The organism is Lutibacter sp. (assembly GCF_033723435.1).
Taxonomy (GTDB): domain Bacteria; phylum Bacteroidota; class Bacteroidia; order Flavobacteriales; family Flavobacteriaceae; genus Lutibacter.
This window is the reverse complement of sequence record NZ_JAWVXC010000005.1, coordinates 108,888-128,768: the sequence shown is the minus strand read 5'-3', so window position 1 is coordinate 128,768 and position 19,881 is coordinate 108,888. Positions and strand designations below refer to the sequence as shown.

19 protein-coding genes are annotated in these 19,881 nt (G+C 28.4%); 11 read left to right on the top strand and 8 right to left on the bottom strand.

What is annotated here, in order from left to right; translation table 11 throughout:
* Nucleotides 1-92: 92 nt before the first annotated feature.
* The 3 genes from glmS to R3342_RS09200 are packed head-to-tail and all read right to left on the bottom strand — an operon-like array spanning nucleotide 93 to nucleotide 4,311.
* A complete protein-coding gene (glmS, locus tag R3342_RS09210) occupies nucleotides 93-1,943 on the bottom strand; it encodes a glutamine--fructose-6-phosphate transaminase (isomerizing) (RefSeq protein WP_318939742.1) in 1,851 nt (616 codons plus the stop codon).
* Between the two features lie 4 nt (nucleotides 1,944-1,947).
* Nucleotides 1,948-3,474: a DUF4270 domain-containing protein gene (locus R3342_RS09205; RefSeq protein ID WP_318939741.1), complete on the bottom strand. Its 1,527-nt coding sequence runs from the start codon at nucleotides 3,472-3,474 to the stop codon at nucleotides 1,948-1,950.
* 27 nt (nucleotides 3,475-3,501) lie between these two features.
* Entirely contained in the window at nucleotides 3,502-4,311 is an 810-nt protein-coding gene (locus tag R3342_RS09200; RefSeq protein WP_318939740.1) for a glycogen/starch synthase, read from the bottom strand.
* Nucleotides 4,312-4,419: 108 nt separating this feature from the next.
* Here R3342_RS09200 and panC point away from each other — a divergent pair, with 108 nt between their 5' ends.
* The 4 genes from panC to radA are packed head-to-tail and all read left to right on the top strand — an operon-like array spanning nucleotide 4,420 to nucleotide 8,027.
* Entirely contained in the window at nucleotides 4,420-5,259 is an 840-nt protein-coding gene (gene panC / locus R3342_RS09195) for a pantoate--beta-alanine ligase (RefSeq protein ID WP_318939739.1), read from the top strand.
* Nucleotides 5,260-5,297: 38 nt separating this feature from the next.
* Nucleotides 5,298-5,648 carry an aspartate 1-decarboxylase gene (gene panD, locus R3342_RS09190; protein WP_318939738.1) on the top strand — a complete coding sequence of 117 codons (351 nt, stop codon included), beginning with the start codon at nucleotides 5,298-5,300 and terminating at the stop codon, nucleotides 5,646-5,648.
* 6 nt (nucleotides 5,649-5,654) lie between these two features.
* A complete protein-coding gene (locus tag R3342_RS09185) occupies nucleotides 5,655-6,629 on the top strand; it encodes a lysylphosphatidylglycerol synthase transmembrane domain-containing protein (RefSeq protein WP_318939737.1) in 975 nt (324 codons plus the stop codon).
* A 39-nt stretch (nucleotides 6,630-6,668) separates the two neighbouring features.
* The gene (radA, locus tag R3342_RS09180; protein WP_318939736.1) at nucleotides 6,669-8,027 is read left to right on the top strand and encodes a DNA repair protein RadA; all 1,359 of its coding nucleotides are present in this window, start codon (nucleotides 6,669-6,671) and stop codon (nucleotides 8,025-8,027) included.
* Nucleotides 8,028-8,071: 44 nt separating this feature from the next.
* On the opposite strand, the gene R3342_RS09175 is transcribed toward radA, so the two are convergent.
* Nucleotides 8,072-8,818: a uroporphyrinogen-III synthase gene (locus tag R3342_RS09175; protein WP_318939735.1), complete on the bottom strand. Its 747-nt coding sequence runs from the start codon at nucleotides 8,816-8,818 to the stop codon at nucleotides 8,072-8,074.
* Between the two features lie 17 nt (nucleotides 8,819-8,835).
* Entirely contained in the window at nucleotides 8,836-9,498 is a 663-nt protein-coding gene (locus R3342_RS13485; RefSeq protein WP_413468706.1) for a DUF4271 domain-containing protein, read from the bottom strand.
* A gap of 68 nt (nucleotides 9,499-9,566) precedes the next feature.
* Between R3342_RS13485 and R3342_RS09170 the strand changes: the two genes are divergently transcribed.
* The 3 genes from R3342_RS09170 to R3342_RS09160 are packed head-to-tail and all read left to right on the top strand — an operon-like array spanning nucleotide 9,567 to nucleotide 12,118.
* The gene (locus R3342_RS09170) at nucleotides 9,567-10,298 is read left to right on the top strand and encodes a polyprenol monophosphomannose synthase (protein WP_318939734.1); all 732 of its coding nucleotides are present in this window, start codon (nucleotides 9,567-9,569) and stop codon (nucleotides 10,296-10,298) included.
* A gap of 2 nt (nucleotides 10,299-10,300) precedes the next feature.
* The gene (locus R3342_RS09165) at nucleotides 10,301-11,641 is read left to right on the top strand and encodes a dihydroorotase (RefSeq protein ID WP_318939733.1); all 1,341 of its coding nucleotides are present in this window, start codon (nucleotides 10,301-10,303) and stop codon (nucleotides 11,639-11,641) included.
* Complete coding sequence (locus R3342_RS09160) at nucleotides 11,642-12,118, top strand: DUF4296 domain-containing protein (protein WP_318939732.1); 477 nt, start codon at nucleotides 11,642-11,644, stop codon at nucleotides 12,116-12,118.
* 7 nt (nucleotides 12,119-12,125) lie between these two features.
* Here the strand turns inward: R3342_RS09160 and R3342_RS09155 are convergent, their stop codons facing one another.
* Nucleotides 12,126-13,145 (bottom strand): SDR family oxidoreductase, encoded by a 1,020-nt coding sequence (locus R3342_RS09155; RefSeq protein WP_318939731.1) that lies wholly within the window; start codon nucleotides 13,143-13,145, stop codon nucleotides 12,126-12,128.
* A gap of 85 nt (nucleotides 13,146-13,230) precedes the next feature.
* Between R3342_RS09155 and tyrS the strand changes: the two genes are divergently transcribed.
* Nucleotides 13,231-14,520: a tyrosine--tRNA ligase gene (gene tyrS, locus R3342_RS09150; protein ID WP_318939730.1), complete on the top strand. Its 1,290-nt coding sequence runs from the start codon at nucleotides 13,231-13,233 to the stop codon at nucleotides 14,518-14,520.
* Nucleotides 14,521-14,585: 65 nt separating this feature from the next.
* On the opposite strand, the gene R3342_RS09145 is transcribed toward tyrS, so the two are convergent.
* Nucleotides 14,586-14,927: a cupin gene (locus tag R3342_RS09145; RefSeq protein WP_318939729.1), complete on the bottom strand. Its 342-nt coding sequence runs from the start codon at nucleotides 14,925-14,927 to the stop codon at nucleotides 14,586-14,588.
* A gap of 88 nt (nucleotides 14,928-15,015) precedes the next feature.
* Here R3342_RS09145 and recA point away from each other — a divergent pair, with 88 nt between their 5' ends.
* From recA to R3342_RS09130, 3 genes are all read left to right on the top strand, one after another.
* Complete coding sequence (gene recA, locus R3342_RS09140) at nucleotides 15,016-16,023, top strand: recombinase RecA (protein WP_318939728.1); 1,008 nt, start codon at nucleotides 15,016-15,018, stop codon at nucleotides 16,021-16,023.
* Nucleotides 16,024-16,139: 116 nt separating this feature from the next.
* Nucleotides 16,140-17,507 carry a 30S ribosomal protein S6--L-glutamate ligase gene (gene rimK, locus R3342_RS09135; protein ID WP_318939727.1) on the top strand — a complete coding sequence of 456 codons (1,368 nt, stop codon included), beginning with the start codon at nucleotides 16,140-16,142 and terminating at the stop codon, nucleotides 17,505-17,507.
* Nucleotides 17,508-17,510: 3 nt separating this feature from the next.
* Nucleotides 17,511-18,461 (top strand): ABC transporter ATP-binding protein, encoded by a 951-nt coding sequence (locus R3342_RS09130; RefSeq protein WP_318939726.1) that lies wholly within the window; start codon nucleotides 17,511-17,513, stop codon nucleotides 18,459-18,461.
* On the opposite strand, the gene R3342_RS09125 is transcribed toward R3342_RS09130, so the two are convergent.
* On the bottom strand, nucleotides 18,458-19,831 hold the full coding sequence (locus tag R3342_RS09125) for a HAMP domain-containing sensor histidine kinase (RefSeq protein WP_318939725.1): 1,374 nt from the start codon (nucleotides 19,829-19,831) through the stop codon (nucleotides 18,458-18,460). The genes R3342_RS09130 and R3342_RS09125 overlap by 4 nt on opposite strands.
* Nucleotides 19,832-19,881: the final 50 nt, after the last annotated feature.

Below are 19,881 nucleotides of genomic sequence, written 5' to 3'. Positions count from 1 at the left end.
ACTATATAAAGTTAATTATCTTTTTTTACTTAAAATAATTTTGTGGTTATAAATTAAGAATAGTATATGTAAAACTTTAATATGAGTTTTTATTATTCCACCGTAACTGATTTTGCTAAATTCCTTGGTTGATCTACATTACAGCCTCTCATAACTGCAATATGGTACGATAATAATTGCAAAGGAATAGTTGTCAATAAAGGATATAACGATTCTGATGCCTGAGGGATTTCTATAACATGATCTGCAATTTCTTTAACTATAGTATCTCCTTTTGTTACAATGGCAATAATTTTTCCTTTTCTTGATTTAATTTCTTGAATATTACTAACTATTTTATCATAATGCCCCTTATTAGTCGCTATAACTACAACTGGCATGGATTCATCAATTAAAGCAATTGGTCCATGTTTCATTTCAGCAGCAGGGTATCCTTCTGCATGTATATAAGATATTTCTTTTAATTTTAGAGCCCCTTCTAAAGCTACTGGAAAGTTATAACCTCTTCCTAAATATAGAAAATTAGTTGCGTTTTTATAAATAGATGCAATTTCTTTTATTTTAGAATCAATTTTAAGTAAATGCTCAATTTTAGATGGTATTAAACCCATTTCATGCAAATACTTTTGATAAGTAGAATTTGATAATTCCCCTCTTAAATTTCCAAGTTTTAATGCCATTAGGGATAAAAGAGTAATTTGAGTAGTAAATGCTTTTGTAGAAGCAACTCCTATTTCAGGACCCGCATGTGTATACGCTCCTGAATTAGTTTCTCTGGCAATTGAAGAGCCAACAACATTACAAATTCCAAAAACAAATGCTCCTTTTTCTTTTGCAAGTTTAATAGCAGCCAAAGTATCTGCGGTTTCACCAGATTGTGAAATTGCTATTACAACATCCTTTTTGTTAATTACAGGATTTCTATATCTAAATTCTGAAGCATATTCTACTTCTACTGGAATTCTGGCTAAATCTTCAAATAAATATTCGCCAACCAAACCAGCATGCCATGAAGTTCCACAGGCAACAATAATAATACGATTTGCATTTAAAAATTTAGCAATATTATTATCTACACTACCCATTTTAATTAAACCTCTATCTGCAAGTAATCTCCCTCTATAAGTATCTAAAATAGCATTAGGTTGTTCATGAATTTCTTTCAACATAAAATGATCATATCCTCCTTTTTCAATTTGATCTAAATTAAGTTGTAATTCATTAATATTTGGTTCTACAAAAGAGTCATCTTTTATTTTTCTAACTCTTAAATCTTTTCCTAATTTAATAATTGCCAATTCTTCATCTTCTAAATAAATGGCATCTTTAGTATATTCAATAAATGGTGAAGCATCTGAAGCTACAAAAAACTCTTTATTATCTTCTCCAACTCCAATAGCAATAGGGCTTCCTAGCCTAGCTACAATTATTTCATCCGATTTAGTTCTATCATAAACAGCAATAGCATAGGCACCGATTACATTTTTTAACGCAAGTTGAACGGCTTTACCTAATTTGCAATTATTTTGTGCTTTAACTTCTTCAATTAAATTAATTAATATCTCCGTATCTGTTTCACTTTCAAATGTATAACCTCTTTTTACAAGTTCTTTTTTAAGGGAATTATAATTTTCAATTATTCCATTATGTACAATTACTAAATTACCTGAATTTGAAATATGAGGATGCGAATTTTCATCATTTGGTATTCCATGAGTTGCCCAACGAGTATGTCCTAAAGCTAAATTACCTTCTATATTTTGTGTCTCTGCAATTTTTTTTAAATCAGATACCTTGCCTTTAGTTTTATATAAATTTAACTTATTATCATTAGTTAAAACAACACCTGCACTATCATATCCCCTATATTCTAATCTTTGTAATCCTTTTATTACAACTGGATATGCTTGTCTAAAGCCTAAATAACCAACTATTCCGCACATAACATTAATTATTTATTTCTGAGTATGAAATTTCAAGTCTAGCTCTTTTATCCTGAAAACTTGGGTCGTTTCCATATAAAACTACTCCTTTAGGATTCCAACTATAATCTTTAACTTTGGTGTCTAAATAATTGACTGGAAGATCCGTTGAATTATACACTTTTAATCCTAATTTAACAGGTGATGGGTCTGTTGATTTTAAAAATTCAGAGATATAATCTGTTATTTTAAATACATATCTATACGGATTTCCATCGGCATCTAATTCTAATGTCCCTCCAAGACTAGTTATACCTTCAGACATCATATCTCTTATCTGTTCATTGTCATCATAATTATATAAAAATAATTGATATGGAGCAATATTACTTGATGCATTTTGATCTACATATAAATATAAACTAGCATCGGTTACCAACCAATTCTTAGCTTTTATAGCTGCTATATCTTCAGAACCTAAAATATCTATGGTAGCCATAGAACCTGCAGCTCCTTGAATGTACAACCTATCCGTTCCGCTTTGTTTTGATGTTGTATAATCTCTATCAAAATAATTAGACTTAACAGTTCCAAAAGTAAAAACATGTGCATGTTTAACCCTAACTCCTTGTTCTCCCTTTACTCCATTACCATTCAAATCTTCAACCTCCGTTTCATTTTCATCATCAGAATAATAGATAGTCATACTTGCTTTTGTTAAATCCAAAGAAACAATATGAGAATTAGGATTAGCTAATTCATCTGCTTCTATATACAAGCCTCTAAATGTATGCTGAAAATCATCTACCGATTCAAATTCTGAAGTTCCTGCTGTATCTACAAATAATTGTTTGATTTGGTTTTCGTCTAAAGGAATATTAATACTTGGTGTTACCGTTGTTTGTTTTAAAGTATCAATATCAAAAACAGTTACTCCATCAGGCATATAACGTTTTATGTAAGAAACCGTATCGTTTGGATTTATTTTAAAATTTCCTGAATATAATGCTGTACTCTCTTTATCAAACACTTTATCTGAATAGTAAACTTGAGCTTTTGAAGGATCATTAGGATCTAAAGAGTTTAAAAAAGTTTTTAATTCATAAATACTTAATTTAAATTCATTATCTGTATTTCCTATGACCGAATCAATGGAAAACTGAGGTTTCCCATCTGAATAATTGTCAATTTTTGTTGCTTGATAAGGTATTGATACTAAAACAGAATCTATTTTTGTGTTTGATCCATAAGTGTAAAACTCACCTATTGTTGGAGGTGTTAATTGAGTAATAATAGAAGCTTTCAATTTCCCGAATTCAGAGTCGTTATAAACCCCTAATAAAAATTGTTGTGCACTAGATTTTGTAGGTACTTTTTCAATATTTTCATTAGTTGTTACAACTTCCGTTGTTATACTATTTGAATTAAAATTATTATTATTTACCAAATTAACTCCAATATTATCTATTGGTTTTTCACAAGAAATTATTGCTAAAAATACAAAAGTGCTTAAACTTATATATTTTATTACGTTTACAACTTTAGTTGTCATATATATATTTTTGATTTTTGAGGTTAATTATAAAACTTCATTTAAATAAAACTCTGTGTAAGCATCTCCTAATTCTTCCGCAGAAACATGTTCTAATACAGGTTTATCAATGGTTTTTAAAAATTCTTTTAGATTATCCGATAAATTATCACTTCCTTTAATTATCGCATCTGAGTTTTCAATAGCTATTTTTAACAAATTTGTATAATTTGGATTTGTAGAAATAGATTCAACTTTATGTTCACTAATATTGTCAAATTTAATTTTATTATGGAACTCTTTATTTAACTCTCCTTCAAAACCATTATTGTATAAAGATGTTACAATTTTACTGTCTACAAACAAAGCATCGTCTTTGTAATATTCTTTGACGTATAAAGGTATCAAGGAAGCCATCCATCCATGTACATGAATAATATCTGGAGCCCAATTTAATTTTTTTACTGTTTCAACAACGCCTTTAGCGAAAAAAATAGCCCTTTCATCATTATCATTAAACAAATTATTATCTTCATCTGAAAATAAGGCTTTTCGTTTAAAATAATCTTCATTATCAATAAAGTAAACTTGCATTCTTTCTTTAGGTATAGAAGCTACTTTAATTATTAACGGCATATCCATATCATTAATAACCAAATTCATACCTGACAATCTGATAACTTCATGAAGTTGGTGTCTTCTTTCATTAATTAAACCATATCTTGGCATAAAAATTCGAGTTTGTCCACCTTTTCCATGAACCACTTTAGCAGTTTCAAATGAGGTGATTGACAATTCGTTTTCAGGTAGATACGGTACTACTTCGGAAGATACAACCAATACTCTTTTATCTTTCATAATTTGTTCCTAAACTTTAAAGAATATGCAAAATTACGAAATTTTATGTACATTTTCGCCTGAAAAACGTAAGTTTGCACGCTTTTAACGTTTATTAACAAATAAGCCATGATTGTTTATTCTGAAATAACAGCTATTAAAAAGAAAATTAAATCTTTAAAAAAGGATTTATCTATTGGTCTTGTGCCAACTATGGGGGCGTTACATCAAGGTCATTTATCACTTATTAAGCAAGCTGTTTTAGAAAATGATGTGGTTGTAGTAAGTGTTTTTGTAAACCCAACTCAATTTGATAAAAAAGAAGATTTGGATAATTATCCAAACACTTTAGAGAACGATTTATCTCTTTTAGAATCAGTTAATTGCGATATTGTTTTCACTCCAAATCCTAAAGAAATATATGGAAATAATATAATCTCTGAAAATTTTGACTTTGATGGATTAGAATTTCAAATGGAAGGTAAATTTAGAAAAGGTCATTTTAATGGAGTTGGCACAATTGTAAAACGTCTTTTTGAAATTATTACACCAACCAACGCATATTTTGGTGAAAAAGATTTTCAACAACTTCAAATAATAAAAAAATTAGTTGAAAAGTTTAATCTTCAAGTAAATATAATTCCTTGTGAAATATTTAGAGAATCTGACGGATTAGCAATGAGTTCAAGGAATGTTCGCCTTACTGAAAAACACAGATTAGCAGCTCCTTTTATCTATAAAACCTTACTAAATGCCAAAGAATTATTTGGCACGAAAAATGTAGAAGAAGTTATAAAATGGGTTGAAAATGAATTTAAAAATCATCCTCTTTTAGAGTTAGAATATTTTGAAATTGCAGATGAAAAAACGCTAAACCCTATAAAAAAAGTAATATCTGGTCAAAAATATAGAGCATTTATTGCCGTTTTTGCAGGTGAAATTCGACTTATTGATAATATAAGTTTATAAATACAAATAGATTAACACAAAATTATTAATTTTGCAAAATGCGAATAGAAGTAGTAAAATCGAAAATTCATAGAGTTAAAGTTACCGGTGCTGATTTACAATACATTGGAAGCGTAACTATTGATGAAGATCTTATGGATGCTGCTAATATAATTCAAGGAGAAAAAGTTCAAATAGTTAACATTAACAATGGTGAACGTCTTGAAACATATGCAATTCCTGGTCCTCGAAAAAGTGGAGAAATAACACTAAATGGCCCTGCCGCACGTAAAGTAGCTAAAGGAGATATTGTTATTATTATTTCTTATGGAATATTAGATTTTGAAGAAGCTAAAACTTTTAAACCTTCTTTAATATTTCCAAATGAAGTAGATAATTCTCTTACTTAATTAAAATTGAATAAAAATCTTAAAAAAACAAGTTTTATAATACTTCCAATAGCTTTGGGAGTATTTTTAATTTGGTATTCTTTTTCTCACTTTAAACCTGGTGATTTTGAATCTATAAAAAATTCATTTAGAACAGCAAATTATTGGTGGGTTTTACTATCCGTTGTTTTTGGAATTTTAAGTCACTTATCTCGTGCTTATCGTTGGCAGTTTTTATTAGAGCCTTTAGGTTATAAACCAAAATTTGCAAACAGCGTTATGACTGTTTTAATTGGTTATTTATTAAACTTATTGGTTCCACGATCAGGAGAATTTGCTCGTGCTGCAAGTATAAAAAAATATGATAATATTCCTTTTGAAAAAGCTTTTGGAACTATTGTAGCTGAACGTATTGCTGATGTAATAATGTTAGGAATTATTATGGGAATAGCTTTTATTTTACAAACCCAATTGTTGGTTAGCTATTTATTCCCTGAAAACAGTAAAAATGGTTATATTGTTAAGTTTATACTTTTAATAATTTTACCAATCATCGGCTATTTCACCTACAGGATTTTAAAAAAATCAAAAAATAGATTTATTTTAAAAACTATCAAGTTTTTTAAAGGCTTATTAGATGGCATTAAAAGCATAAAAAAAATGAAAAAGAAAGGTCCTTTTATTTTTCATACCGTTTTTATCTGGCTAATGTATGTACTTATGTTTTATGCTGTAACTTTTGCTTTACCCGAAACAACTAATTTACCTTTTGCAGCTATTATTGTTGGTTTTGTTGTTGGTGGTTTAAGTATGGCTTTAACTAATGGAGGTTTAGGTTCGTACCCTGTTTTTGTAGCTAGCGCATTAATTCTATATCATATAGATAATAATCCAGCCAGAGCTTTTGGGTGGATTATGTGGACTGCCCAAACTTTAATGGTAGTTGTATTTGGTGGATTATCTTTTATATTTATTCCTATATATAATAAATACATTAAATAACAGGTTTTTCTTTTTATATTTACTTCTTATTAAAATAAAATGAGCAAAACAAAAACTTCCTTTTTTTGTCAGAATTGTGGAGCGCAATACGCAAAATGGTTAGGTCAATGTACTTCTTGCCACCAATGGAATACCATTGTTGAAGAAGTTATTCAAAAAGAAGAAAAACGAAACTGGAAACAAAACACCTCTTCAAAAAAAGCAAATAAAGCATTAAAAATTAATGAAATTTCATTAAAAAAAGAAGATAGAATTGCTGTTAATAACAAAGAATTGAACCGAGTTCTTGGTGGCGGTTTAGTTAAAGGTTCTATGGTTTTATTAGGTGGTGAACCTGGTATTGGAAAATCTACTTTACTACTACAAATAGCTTTAACCATTCCTAAAAATATTTTATATGTTTCGGGGGAAGAAAGCCAATCTCAAATTAAAATGAGAGCGGAAAGACTTAAAATAATAAATACAAATTGCTTAATTTTAACCGAAACCAATACACAACAAATTTTTAGAACAATTGAAGAAACTAATCCCGAAGTTGTAGTTATTGATTCTATTCAAACATTATACACAAACACTATTGATGCTTCTCCGGGATCTATTTCTCAAATCAGAGAAACAACTGCTGAGCTTATTAAGTTTGCTAAGGAAACTTCAACTCCTGTTTTATTAATTGGTCATATTACTAAAGATGGAAATATTGCAGGACCAAAAATTTTAGAACATATGGTAGATGTGGTTTTACAATTTGAAGGAGATAGAAATCATACTTATCGAATATTACGAGCTCAAAAAAACCGATTTGGATCAACTGCTGAAATTGGAATTTATGAAATGAGAAGTGAAGGACTTAGAGAAGTGGCCAATCCTTCTGAAATTTTAATTTCTCAAAAAGATGACAATTTAAGTGGAACCGCAATTGCAGCAACTTTGGAAGGAATACGACCTTTTATGATTGAAGTTCAAGCATTAGTCAGCACTGCGGTTTATGGTACTCCTCAACGCTCCGCAACTGGTTACGACACAAAACGATTAAATATGTTGTTAGCCGTTTTAGAAAAACGTGCTGGCTTTAGATTAGGCGCTAAAGATGTGTTTTTAAATATTGCAGGAGGTATAAAAGTAGATGATCCTGCAATTGATTTAGCAGTAGTTATGTCTATTTTATCTTCTAATGAAGATGAAGCCATTCCGCAAGATTATTGTTTTGCAGCAGAAATTGGCTTATCTGGAGAAGTTAGACCAATTAACAGAGTTGAACAGCGCATTTTAGAAGCCGAAAAATTAGGGTTTCATAAAATTTTCATTTCAAAATTCAATAAAATAAGCCAACAAAATTTTACTATTAAGGTGGTTAAAGTAAGCAAAGTAGAAACTATTTTTGCAAACTTATTTGCATAAAAAAAGCCGAGTTTAAACTCGGCTTTTAATTAAATTATAATTTTTTAACGTTTGTTAACTTCCATAATGTACTTTTCTAAAGCCATTGTCATAGAAGGCGTTTCAGGAGTTGGTGCTTGGATATTACATTTTAATCCAGCGTCAGTAGCCGCTTTAACTGTAGAATTACCAAACACCGCAATTCTAGTATTATTTTGTTTAAAATTTGGAAAGTTTTTAAATAATGAATCTATACCTGAAGGGCTAAAGAAAACTAAAATATCATAAAATACATTTTCTAAATCAGATAAATCACTAACAACTGTTTTATAAAAAATTCCTCTATCCCAATTAATACCTGCATTATTTAATTCTTCAGGTATATTTTCTTTTAATTTATCCGACGTTGGGAATAAAAATTTTTCGTCTTTATATTTTTTAATAATTTTAACCAACTCTGGGAACGTTCTATTGCCAACGTAAATTTTACGTTTACGATAAACCACATATTTTTGTAAATAATATGCCACTGCTTCTGATTGACAAAAATATTTCATTTCATCAGGAACTGTAAACCTCATTTCTTCTGCAATTCTAAAAAAATGGTCTACTGCATTTCGACTATTTAAAATAATAGCAGTGTAATTATTTAAATCGATTTTTTGCGCTCTAACTTCTTTTGCTTCTACCCCTTCAACATGGATAAAAGGAACAAAGTCAATTTTTACTTTTTGTTTTTCTGATAATTCTTGATATGGAGAATTCTCCGTTTTGGGTACTGGTTGAGAAACCAATATAGTTTTCACTTTCATACGCATTAATTTAATCCTTAAATAGTCAATTTTAAAATTAATATTAAAGGGGCTATTTCAAGTGTGCAAATGTACAAAATAAAATAAAACAAGTTATTTAAAATAACCTTTTTGTTATTCACAAGTAATAAAACATACCTAAAAATCAACATTATAACAAAAAACACAAGAGTTATTTTAATCATTGTAAGCTGAAAATATTTTGCATAAGAACTCAATAATAGCAATGGTAAAATCCATAATATTATATTACTTAAATAATTAGATTTTTCAAAAGACAGCTTTAAAAAAAGTTCTTTTAATTGAAATAAATTAGCTAAAAAAAAGCCTATTAAATACCTTAAAATAAAATAAACAGCTATTATTCCGAGAATAAATAGGTATAAATTAAGGCTCGAAACTTCTTTTTTTATGCTAAAATGTGTAAAAATAAGATAAAAAAGTAACGAAATAGTTAAAATTTGAACAGCAAATAGTAGTGATGAAAAAACAGCAAAAAACTTACCTTTATCTTTATTAAGATATGTTTGAACGTAGCTTTTAGTTAGCAACATTCTATTTGTTCTATATAGTCTTTTACCAAAAAAAAAGTTTACAACAACTAAAACCAATAAAATAACTATAAAAACCAAGGCAATCCAGTTATTATTTAAACGCACTATTTCTTCGGCAGTAAACATATTTTGCTATTATTATTAACACAAAATTAGTAATATTTTATATTATATTTGCTGCATAAAATTGATATATGTCAAATGCGCTTGTCATAATTCCAACTTTTAACGAAAAAGAAAATATTGAAGCTATTATTAACGCGGTATTTTCCCAAAATAAACAATTTGATATTTTAATAGTAGATGATAATTCTCCTGATAGAACATCAAAAATTGTTTTAAAATTAAAAGAAAAATATTCCAATTTATTTTTGGAAATTAGAAAAGATAAAAAAGGTCTTGGAACTGCTTATATTCATGGTTTTAAATGGGCATTAAAAAATAATTACGATTATATTATTGAAATGGATGCCGATTTTTCGCACAACCCAAAAGATTTAATTAAATTGTACAATGCTTGCGCTGTAGATGGTGCAGATTTTGCTATTGGATCAAGATATTTAAATAATAAAATAAATGTAGTTAATTGGGATTTTAAGCGTTTATTTTTATCCTATTTTGCCTCAAAATATGTACGTTTAATTACGAAAATACCTATTTTTGATACAACCGCAGGATTTGTATGTTATAAAAGAAAAGTACTTGAAAAAATTGATTTAAACCAAATCAATTTTGTTGGATATGCTTTTCAAATTGAAATGAAATTTAAAGCTTGGAAACACCATTTTAAACATAAAGAAGTTTCCATAGTTTTTTCCGACAGAGAAAAAGGAACTTCAAAAATGAGCGGTTCTATTATTTCAGAAGCCGTATTTGGAGTATTAAAAATGAAGTTACACGGGTTGCCAAATCAACCTAAAAAATAATTATGAGTTTAACTCTTATAAAAAACGCACAAATAGTTAACGAAGGAACTATTTGTGAAGGTGACATTTTAATTGATGGAAATTATATTGTAGATATAGATACTTCTATTAGCTCAAAATCGTCTGAAACCTTGGTAATTGACGCTGAAGGCAAATTTTTACTACCTGGAATTATTGATGATCAGGTTCATTTTAGAGAGCCAGGTTTAACACATAAAGCAACCATTGAAAGTGAAAGTAAAGCCGCAGTTGCTGGTGGAATTACTTCGTATATTGAAATGCCTAATACTAAACCGCAGGCAGTTACTCAAAAAATATTAGAAGAAAAGTTTGAAATAGCTTCTAAAACATCTTACGCAAACTATTCATTTATGTTTGGCGGTACTAATGACAATTTGGAAGAACTTCTTAAAACAAATCCAAAAAATGTTGCGGGTATTAAATTATTTTTAGGAGCTTCAACCGGAAATATGTTAGTGGATAATGAAGCAGTACTAGAAAAAATATTTTCTTCTACTAAAATGCTAATTGCTGTACATTGTGAAGACGAAACTACTATTAAAAATAATTTAGCAAAATATTTAGAAGAATATGGCGAAGATATTCCAATAGAAATGCATCCTAAAATAAGAAGTGAAGAAGCATGTTATTTATCTTCTTCAAAAGCTATTGAATTAGCTAAAAAAACAGGAGCTCGTTTACATGTTTTTCATTTATCAACTGCTAAAGAAACAAATCTTTTCACCAATAAAATTCCTTTAGAGAAAAAACAAATAACCGCTGAAGTTTGCGTACATCATTTAACATTTAACGATGAAGATTATGCTACCAAAGGCACTTTTATAAAGTGGAATCCGGCAATTAAAACTGAAAAAGATAGAGAAGGACTTTGGAAAGCTTTATTAGATGATAGAATTGATGTAATAGCTACAGATCATGCTCCACATACTATTTCTGAAAAACAACAAGTTTACACAAAAGCACCAAGTGGAGGACCTTTGGTTCAGCATGCGCTTCCTGTTATGCTAAAAGCTTACCGAAATGGCAAAATTAGCATAGAAAAAATAGTTGAAAAAATGTGTCATAATCCTGCAAAACTATTTAAAATTGAAAAACGAGGTTTTATCAAAAAAGGATATTATGCAGATTTAATTTTAGTAGATATTTCAAAACCTTGGACAGTAACTAAAGATAATATTTTATATAAATGCGGTTGGTCTCCTTTTGAGGGAGCAACTTTTTATTCAAAAATTACCCATACTTTTGTTAATGGTAATCTAATTTATCATAATGGTCTTTTCCCACATGATAGCAAAGGAATGCGTTTGGTGTTTAATAGATAAATGAAAAAAATAATTTACATAGCTGTTTTAAGTGTGCTAGTAATTTCTTGTACTAGCAATACCATTTTAAAAAAACCAAAGGATTTAATTCCAAAAGATGAAATGGTAAACATAATAACAGACATGTTAATAGCGAGCAGCGCACAACAAATTAAAAACAAGGAACTTATGCGCAATGTTAACTATTTTCCGTTAATTTTTGAAAAATATCATATAGATAGTACTCGTTTTAAAAGCAGTAATTTTTATTATACTTCACAAATTGATGAATATGATGTAATTTTAAAAGAGGTTAAAGAACGTTTATCTGCTCAAAAAAAAATAGTGGACTCTATAAGAAAAGTTGAGGATTCTATAAGTAGAGCAAAAAAAATTAAACCTTCAGTAAAAAAAGTTAACTCTACTGAACCTAAACGAAAAATTAAATTAGATTCTATAAAGAAAACTATAGGCTCTAAACCTAAGATTAGAGATTAAAAAAAATTTATTCCTCCTTTTTCAAATTATTTTTATAAAGCTCACAAATAGATTTTATAGCATCTGATATTTTTTCGAATTTAAAATCTGACTCCTTTATAATTTTATCGGAAGAATAATAACTCTTGGTATGCAAACTTTGTGCAGATTTTTTAGTAACTATTGGTTTACTGTTGGTTATAACTGATCTGATTTTATCTACTCTCCACAAAACAGCACTCATAAATTTAGTAATTTTAATTTTTGGTTTCTTTTTTCCAAATGCCATCGCTATTTCTGAAAAAACAGTTTTAAAACTAAGATTTTCTGCTACCAAAACAAATTGGTCATTTTTAATAGAACTATCCATTAAATTTATCATACTTCTTACAACATCGTTAACGGTTACAAAACCAGTTATCCCTTCGCTATAAAAATTAAATCCTTTATTTATTTTAGAAAACAATTCTCCTGTTCCCAAATTCCAAAAACCCGCACCCAAAATTACTCCTGGATTTATTATAATAACTTCAACTCCCTCTTGTGAAGCTCTCCAAACTTCCATTTCTCCACCATGTTTGGTTATTGCATAATCACTTTTATTTTTGTTAGAAACCCATTCGCAGCATTCATTAATTATATCTGAATTTACAGATTTATCTAGTGTTGCTATGGAGCTCACAAAACAAAGTTTACTCACTTTATTATCAATACAAAAGTTAACTATATTAGTAGTTCCCTCAATATTAATTCTATACATCTTTTCATAATCTCTAGGGTCAAAAGAAATTAATGCAGCACAATGATAAACTTTAGTTATATTTTCAAAAGCATTTTTTAATTCTAAAATATCTGTAATATCTGCTTTAACCCATTCAATCTTATTAAAAAGTTCTTCAGAATTAATAGAATAATAGCTAAAAACATTTTTAACAGCATTTAAATTGCTGTTTTCTCTATAAATAGCTCTAATTCTATCCGTATTTAATGCTAGTTTATATAGTAAATGTGAACCAACTAGACCTGTTCCCCCTGTAACTAAAATCATAAAACGAAAATATAAAAAACTACGGTTTAAAAATAAATTACTACCAACTAAAATTTTATATTTGCTTAAAATTAAATATTTAAGAATGAATTTTGTAGAAGAACTCCGTTGGAGAGGCATGTTACACGATATAATGCCTGAAACTGAAAAACATTTGTTACAACATAAAACTACAGGTTATATTGGCTTTGATCCAACTGCCGATTCCTTACATATTGGAAGTTTAGTTCCTATTATTTTATTAATGCATTTCCAAAAAGCAGGACACAATCCAATTGCTTTAGTAGGTGGAGCAACAGGTATGGTTGGTGACCCTTCAGGAAAAAGTGCAGAACGTAATTTGTTAGATGAAGCAACTTTAAATAAAAATGTTGCAGGTGTTAAAGCACAATTAGCACGATTTTTAAATTTTGATGAATCTACTAGTGAAAATCCAGCGGAATTAGTAAATAATTACGATTGGATGAAGGAAATTTCGTTAATTGAATTTGTACGAGATATAGGTAAACACCTTACCGTAAACTATATGATGGCAAAAGATTCTGTAAAAAAACGATTAGGATCTGATTCTCAAGCAGGAATGAGTTTTACAGAATTTACCTATCAATTATTTCAAGGATACGACTTTTATCATTTATATAAAGAAAAAAACTGCTTACTTCAAATGGGTGGTTCTGATCAATGGGGAAATATAACTACTGGAACAGAATTAATAAGAAGAAAAGCCCAAGGAAAAGCTTATGCACTTACTTGTAAACTAATTACAAAAGCTGATGGCTCTAAATTTGGAAAAACTGCTGGAGGAAATATTTGGTTAGATGCAAACAGAACTTCACCTTATAAATTTTACCAATATTGGTTAAATTCTTCTGATGAAGATGCCGAAAAATATATTAAAATATTTACTTTTTTAGATAAAGAAACTATTGAAAAATTAATAGCAGAACATAACGAAGCACCACATTTACGTATTCTTCAAAAGAAAATTGGAGAAGAAGTTACTATAATGACACACGGAAAAGAAGCTTATGAAAATGCTATAAAAGCATCTAATATTTTGTTTGGAAAATCTACTGCCGACGATTTAAAATCGTTAGATGAACAAACCTTTTTAGATGTTTTTGATGGAGTTCCTCAAGCGGAAATTAGTAAACAACTAATAGAAAACGGTTTAGATATTGTTGCTGCTTTTGCAGATACTGGTTTTTTAAAATCAAACGGGGAAGTAAGACGAGCTTTAAAAGAGAATTCAATTTCTGTAAATAAAGAAAAAGTAAAAGATGGTTTTGTAATTAAAACGTCTGATTTAATTGCAAATAAATACGTGTTATTACAACGTGGTAAAAAAACTTATTTTTTATTAAAAGTTATTTAATAAAATAAACTTATAAAAATTAAACATCTTTTGAGTTTAAAAATTCAGAAGATGTTTTTTTATAATTAAGATTCTGAAACTTTAATAACTCGTTCAACAGTATCTAATTTTGAAAGAGTTAAACGTACAATTCTATCTTTTTTAGCCATTAAATCATGTGCTGTATTTGCTTCTAACCAAATTAAATCGCCTTTAATTAATTTTTCAATTTTACCATTTACTCCAAAATCAATAGCACCATCAAAAATTTCAACAGTTATTGGAAATGACGTTTTATGAGCTTTCATAAATTGTTCCTTTTTAAAAACAATTCTAATTTCTTTAGTAGTTTCGGTTTCAAATAAAACAGTAATAGCAGGTTTATCTGTTTTGTGTACTAGGTTATCTAACAAAGAAGATTTTTGCATAAAAAATTTGGTTAATATTATTATAACTAAACTTTAAATATACTCAATACTTTTTTATATTTTAGCATCAAACATTTTAAAAAAGATTATGGCAGACGACAAAGAAAAAGCAGCAAAATTAAAAGCATTACAACTTACTTTAGATAAGTTAGACAAATCTTACGGAAAAGGAACGGTAATGAAAATGGGAGATGTAGCTATAGATGATGTAGAAGCAATTTCTACAGGCTCATTAGGATTAGATTTAGCATTAGGAGTTGGTGGTTATCCAAGAGGTAGAGTTATTGAAATTTACGGACCAGAATCTTCAGGTAAAACAACTTTAACTTTGCATGCAATTGCTGAAACACAAAAAGCAGGAGGTATTGCAGCATTTATTGATGCTGAACATGCATTTGATCGTTTTTATGCTGAAAATTTAGGTGTTGATATTGATAATTTAATTATTTCGCAACCTGATTACGGGGAACAAGCGTTAGAAATTGCAGACAATTTAATTAGTTCTGGAGCAATTGATATTGTGGTTATTGATTCTGTTGCTGCGCTAACTCCAAAAAGTGAAATTGAAGGAGAAATGGGAGATTCAAAAATGGGTTTACATGCTCGTTTAATGTCGCAAGCACTACGTAAATTAACAGGAACTATTCATAAAACTAATTGTACTGTAATATTCATCAATCAATTAAGAGAAAAAATTGGTGTTATGTTTGGCAATCCTGAAACTACAACTGGAGGAAATGCACTTAAATTTTATGCATCGGTTAGATTGGATATTAGAAGAAGAACACAAATTAAAGATGGCGATAGGGTTGTTGGTAACAGTACCAAAGTAAAAGTGGTAAAAAATAAAGTAGCTCCTCCTTTTCAAGTTGCTGAATTTGATATTATGTATGGAGAAGGTATTTCTAAAACAGGAGAAATATTAGATTTAGGCGTTGATTTTGGAATTGTTAAAAAAAGCGGTTCATGGTTTAGTTATGGCGAAACCAAATTAGGTCAAGGTCGTGATGCTGTTAAAGCTTTAATAAAAGACAATCCTGAATTAGCTGAAGAATTAGAAACTAAAATTAAAGAAGCTATTAACAGTAAAAAGTAAAAAATAGAAAATAAGAACATTTCATAAAAGGAAGTAGATTAAAATTTACTTCCTTTTATTATTAGCATAATTCTTATTTTTAAAAATGACATATATTTGATTTAAAATAATTTAAAATGGAAAAATTAATTATCGGTAGCGAAGAATGGTGTGAGTTGCCAGATTTAGGTATTCACGCAATAAAAGTTCGTGTAGATTCAGGGGCTCAAACATCATCTATTCATGCAGTTAATATTTCAACATTTAAAAAAAATGGTGAAAAATGGGTTCGTTATGAAGTTTTTCCTTTACAAGATAACAGAAGAGTTTCCATACATTGTGAATCTAAAATTATAAACACTAAATACATTAAAAGTTCTACTGGAGTTAGTGAAAAAAGGTATGTAATTAAAACTACACTTAAAATAGGAGAACATAATTGGGATATTAAGATTTCGTTAGCAAATAGGGATTCTATGGGATATCGCATGTTATTAGGACGAGAAGCGATGAAAGACCGAATGATTATTGATCCATCACAAAAAGAGTGTATCTTAAAGTTTTCTTCAGAACAAATTAATAAATTTTATAGAGTAGACAAAACAATAGAAAGCGGTCTAAAAATAGGTTTATTAGCTAGTAATCCTGAACTATATAGTAATAAAAGAATAATAGAAGCAGGTGAACAAAGAGGGCATAAAATGTATTTTTTAAATGCACAACAATGTTATATGAAAATGGATGCTAATACTCCAGAAATTCATTATAGAGGAGGAAAAATTATTAATGATTTAGACGCAATTATACCAAGAATTAAACCAAGCATGACTTTTTATGGCTGTGCATTAATTCGTCAATTTGATTCAATTGGAGCATATATTTTTAACAAAGCCGAAGCAATTTCACAATCAAGAGATAAACTATATTCATCACAACTATTTTCAAAAAACGGAATAAACATTCCAATTACAGGTTTTGCAAATTCACCTATTGAAACCAAAGATTTAATTGAAATGGTTAATGGAGCTCCACTTATTATTAAATTATTAGAAAGTACACAAGGTAAAGGAGTGGTTTTAGCCGAAACAAATAAAGCTGCCGAAAGTGTTATAAACGCTTTCAAAAGTTTAAAAACAAATATATTAGTACAAGAATTTATTAAAGAAGCTGGAGGTAAAGACATTCGCTGTTTTGTAATTGATGGAAAAGTTGTTGCTTCTATTGAACGTGTTGCTTTAAAAGGCGAATTTAGAGCTAACATTCATCAAGGAGGAACCGCAAATGTTATTAAAATTACTACCGAAGAAAAAAAATTAGCAATAAAAGCTGCTAAAGTGTTAAATTTAGAAGTAGCAGGTGTTGATATTATTAGATCAAATAAAGGTCCATTATTGTTAGAAGTTAATTCTTCTCCTGGCTTAGAAGGAATTGAAAAAGCAACAGGAAAAGATATTGCAAGTATGATGATTTTTGCCATTGAAAAGAAACTAAAACTTAAAAAATAATAAATGTTAGAAATCCTAAATGTTTCTTTTGGATATTCGTCTACAGAAGTTATTAGTAATATTAGCTTTACAGCTAACAAAGGAAATTATATTGCTATTGTTGGCGAAAGTGGTTGCGGAAAAAGCACGCTATTAGAAATTATTTATGGTTTACTATCTATTGAAAAAGGTTCTGTTTATTGGAATAGAAAAAAATTGTTAGGACCTGATTTTAGATTAATTCCAGGAGAACCGTTTATGAAATATCTTCCTCAAGATTTTGATTTGATGCCATACATAACTGTGGAAGAAAACGTAGGTAAAAATATATCTAGTTTAGCTCCGAATAAAAAAAAGCGCATAAACGAATTATTGAAGGTTGTGGATATGTCTGAGTTTTTAAAAACTAAAGTTAAAAACCTAAGTGGCGGTCAAAAACAACGCGTGGCTATAGCAAAAGTATTGGCAAAAGAACCTGAAGTTTTATTATTGGATGAGCCATTTAGTCATATTGATAATTTCAGAAAAAATAAACTTAGAAGAAGTCTTTTTAAATATTTAAAATCAAAACAAATTTTGTGTATTGTTGCTACGCATGACACAACCGATGCACTTTCTTTTGCTGATGAAATTATAGTTTTAAGAAATGGAAAATTAATTGCAAAAGGAATTCCAGAAGTATTATATAACCATCCTAAATCCGCATATATTGCTTCTTTTTTTAATGAAATTAATACTGTTCCGTTATTTGAAATTGAAGAAAATACTACTTCTAAAAAGAAAACATTATTATATCCAAATCAATTAAAAACTACTTCAAAAAAAGGTATTAAAGCAACCATAATTTCTTCTTATTTTAAAGGTGAATATTATCTTATTGAAGCTAAATTAAAGAAAACAATAGTGTTTTTTGAACACTTCAAAAAATTAGAAATTAACCAACAGGTTTTTTTAAAAGTAGTTGAACCTAATTAATTTATTTTTATTGGTAGAGAAATAAAAACACTTGTACCTTTATTTTCCTCACTTTCAATCCAAATAGATCCTTTATTTATAGTTAAAAATTCTTTACAAAGTTTTAATCCTAATCCTGTCCCTTTTTCATCCTTGGTTCCTAAAGTAGAAACTGTAGATTCTATTTCAAAAATCTTTAATTGAGCCTCTTTATTTATACCTACTCCATTATCTACTACTGCTAAAGTACACGTGTTATTACTTTTATTAATTTCAACTAAAATAATTTCAATTTTTCCTCCTTCATAAGTGTATTTTATGGCATTTGATATAAGATTTCTAATTACAGTATCTATCATTTCATAATCTGCATAAACAAAAATATCATTTTCAAAATTACAGGTTAAATTTAGGTTTTTAAATTTAACTTGAGAACTAAAAAGACGCATGTTGTTTAGTACTATTTCATGAATATTCAGTTGTGATGGTTTATAAACTATTAATCCAGAACTAGCGTTAGCCCACTTAAGTAAGTTATCTAATAAGTTAAATGTGTTTTTACTATTTTGATAAAGAACATTGGTTAGTTTTTCTCTTTTTTCAGTTGTAATATTATTCAACCAAAGAAGCTCTCCAATTTGTTGAAGTCCTCCTAAAGGACCCCTTAAATCGTGTGCAATAATTGAAAAAAACTTGTCTTTACTTTTATTTAATTCAGATAGTTTTATATTGTCTATTTCTATAGTTTCATTATCTTTTTCTTTTAAAATAAAAAGTAATAATAGAGGAATAATTAAATTAAGAATTAAGAAAAAAACTAAAGGAATAATTAGCATATAATTTGTTGAATGCATGTTAACATTAACATTTAAAATTGCCCCAAAAGCACGCATTACAAGTAATATAGAAACTAATGGCAATATGTAACCTGTTATACGTTGTATTTTGGTTTTGCCTTTTTCTGTTAGAAGTATATATGCAGCAAAAGCATACATAATTGCAACACTTAATGATCTAATACTAATTCGTTCACTTACAGGAGAAGTACTAAAAAAAGATAAAACAACAGAGAAAAATAGTGGAATTAAAATAAATCGTTTGAAATGTTTTGAATCAAATTTTCGCTCTATAAAAGAGATACAATAAATTTCATAAAACATAATAAATAAGTTTATTGTTGTATTAATAATAATACCTAAAGGTTTTGGCACACCGTCTCTTAAAGAAAGTATAATTAAGAAAATAATACCTAATACTCTCGACAGTATGAAAATATTAATAATGGGACTTTTTACTTTATATAACTTAATGTAAGTAACAAATAAAGCAATAATAAAAATATTTGCTATTGCCGAAAAAACAAAGAGAGTTTTTACATCTATATCTACCATTAAGTTTAAAGTTTTAAAAAAGAGTTATTTGTTTATTTAAAAATATTGAG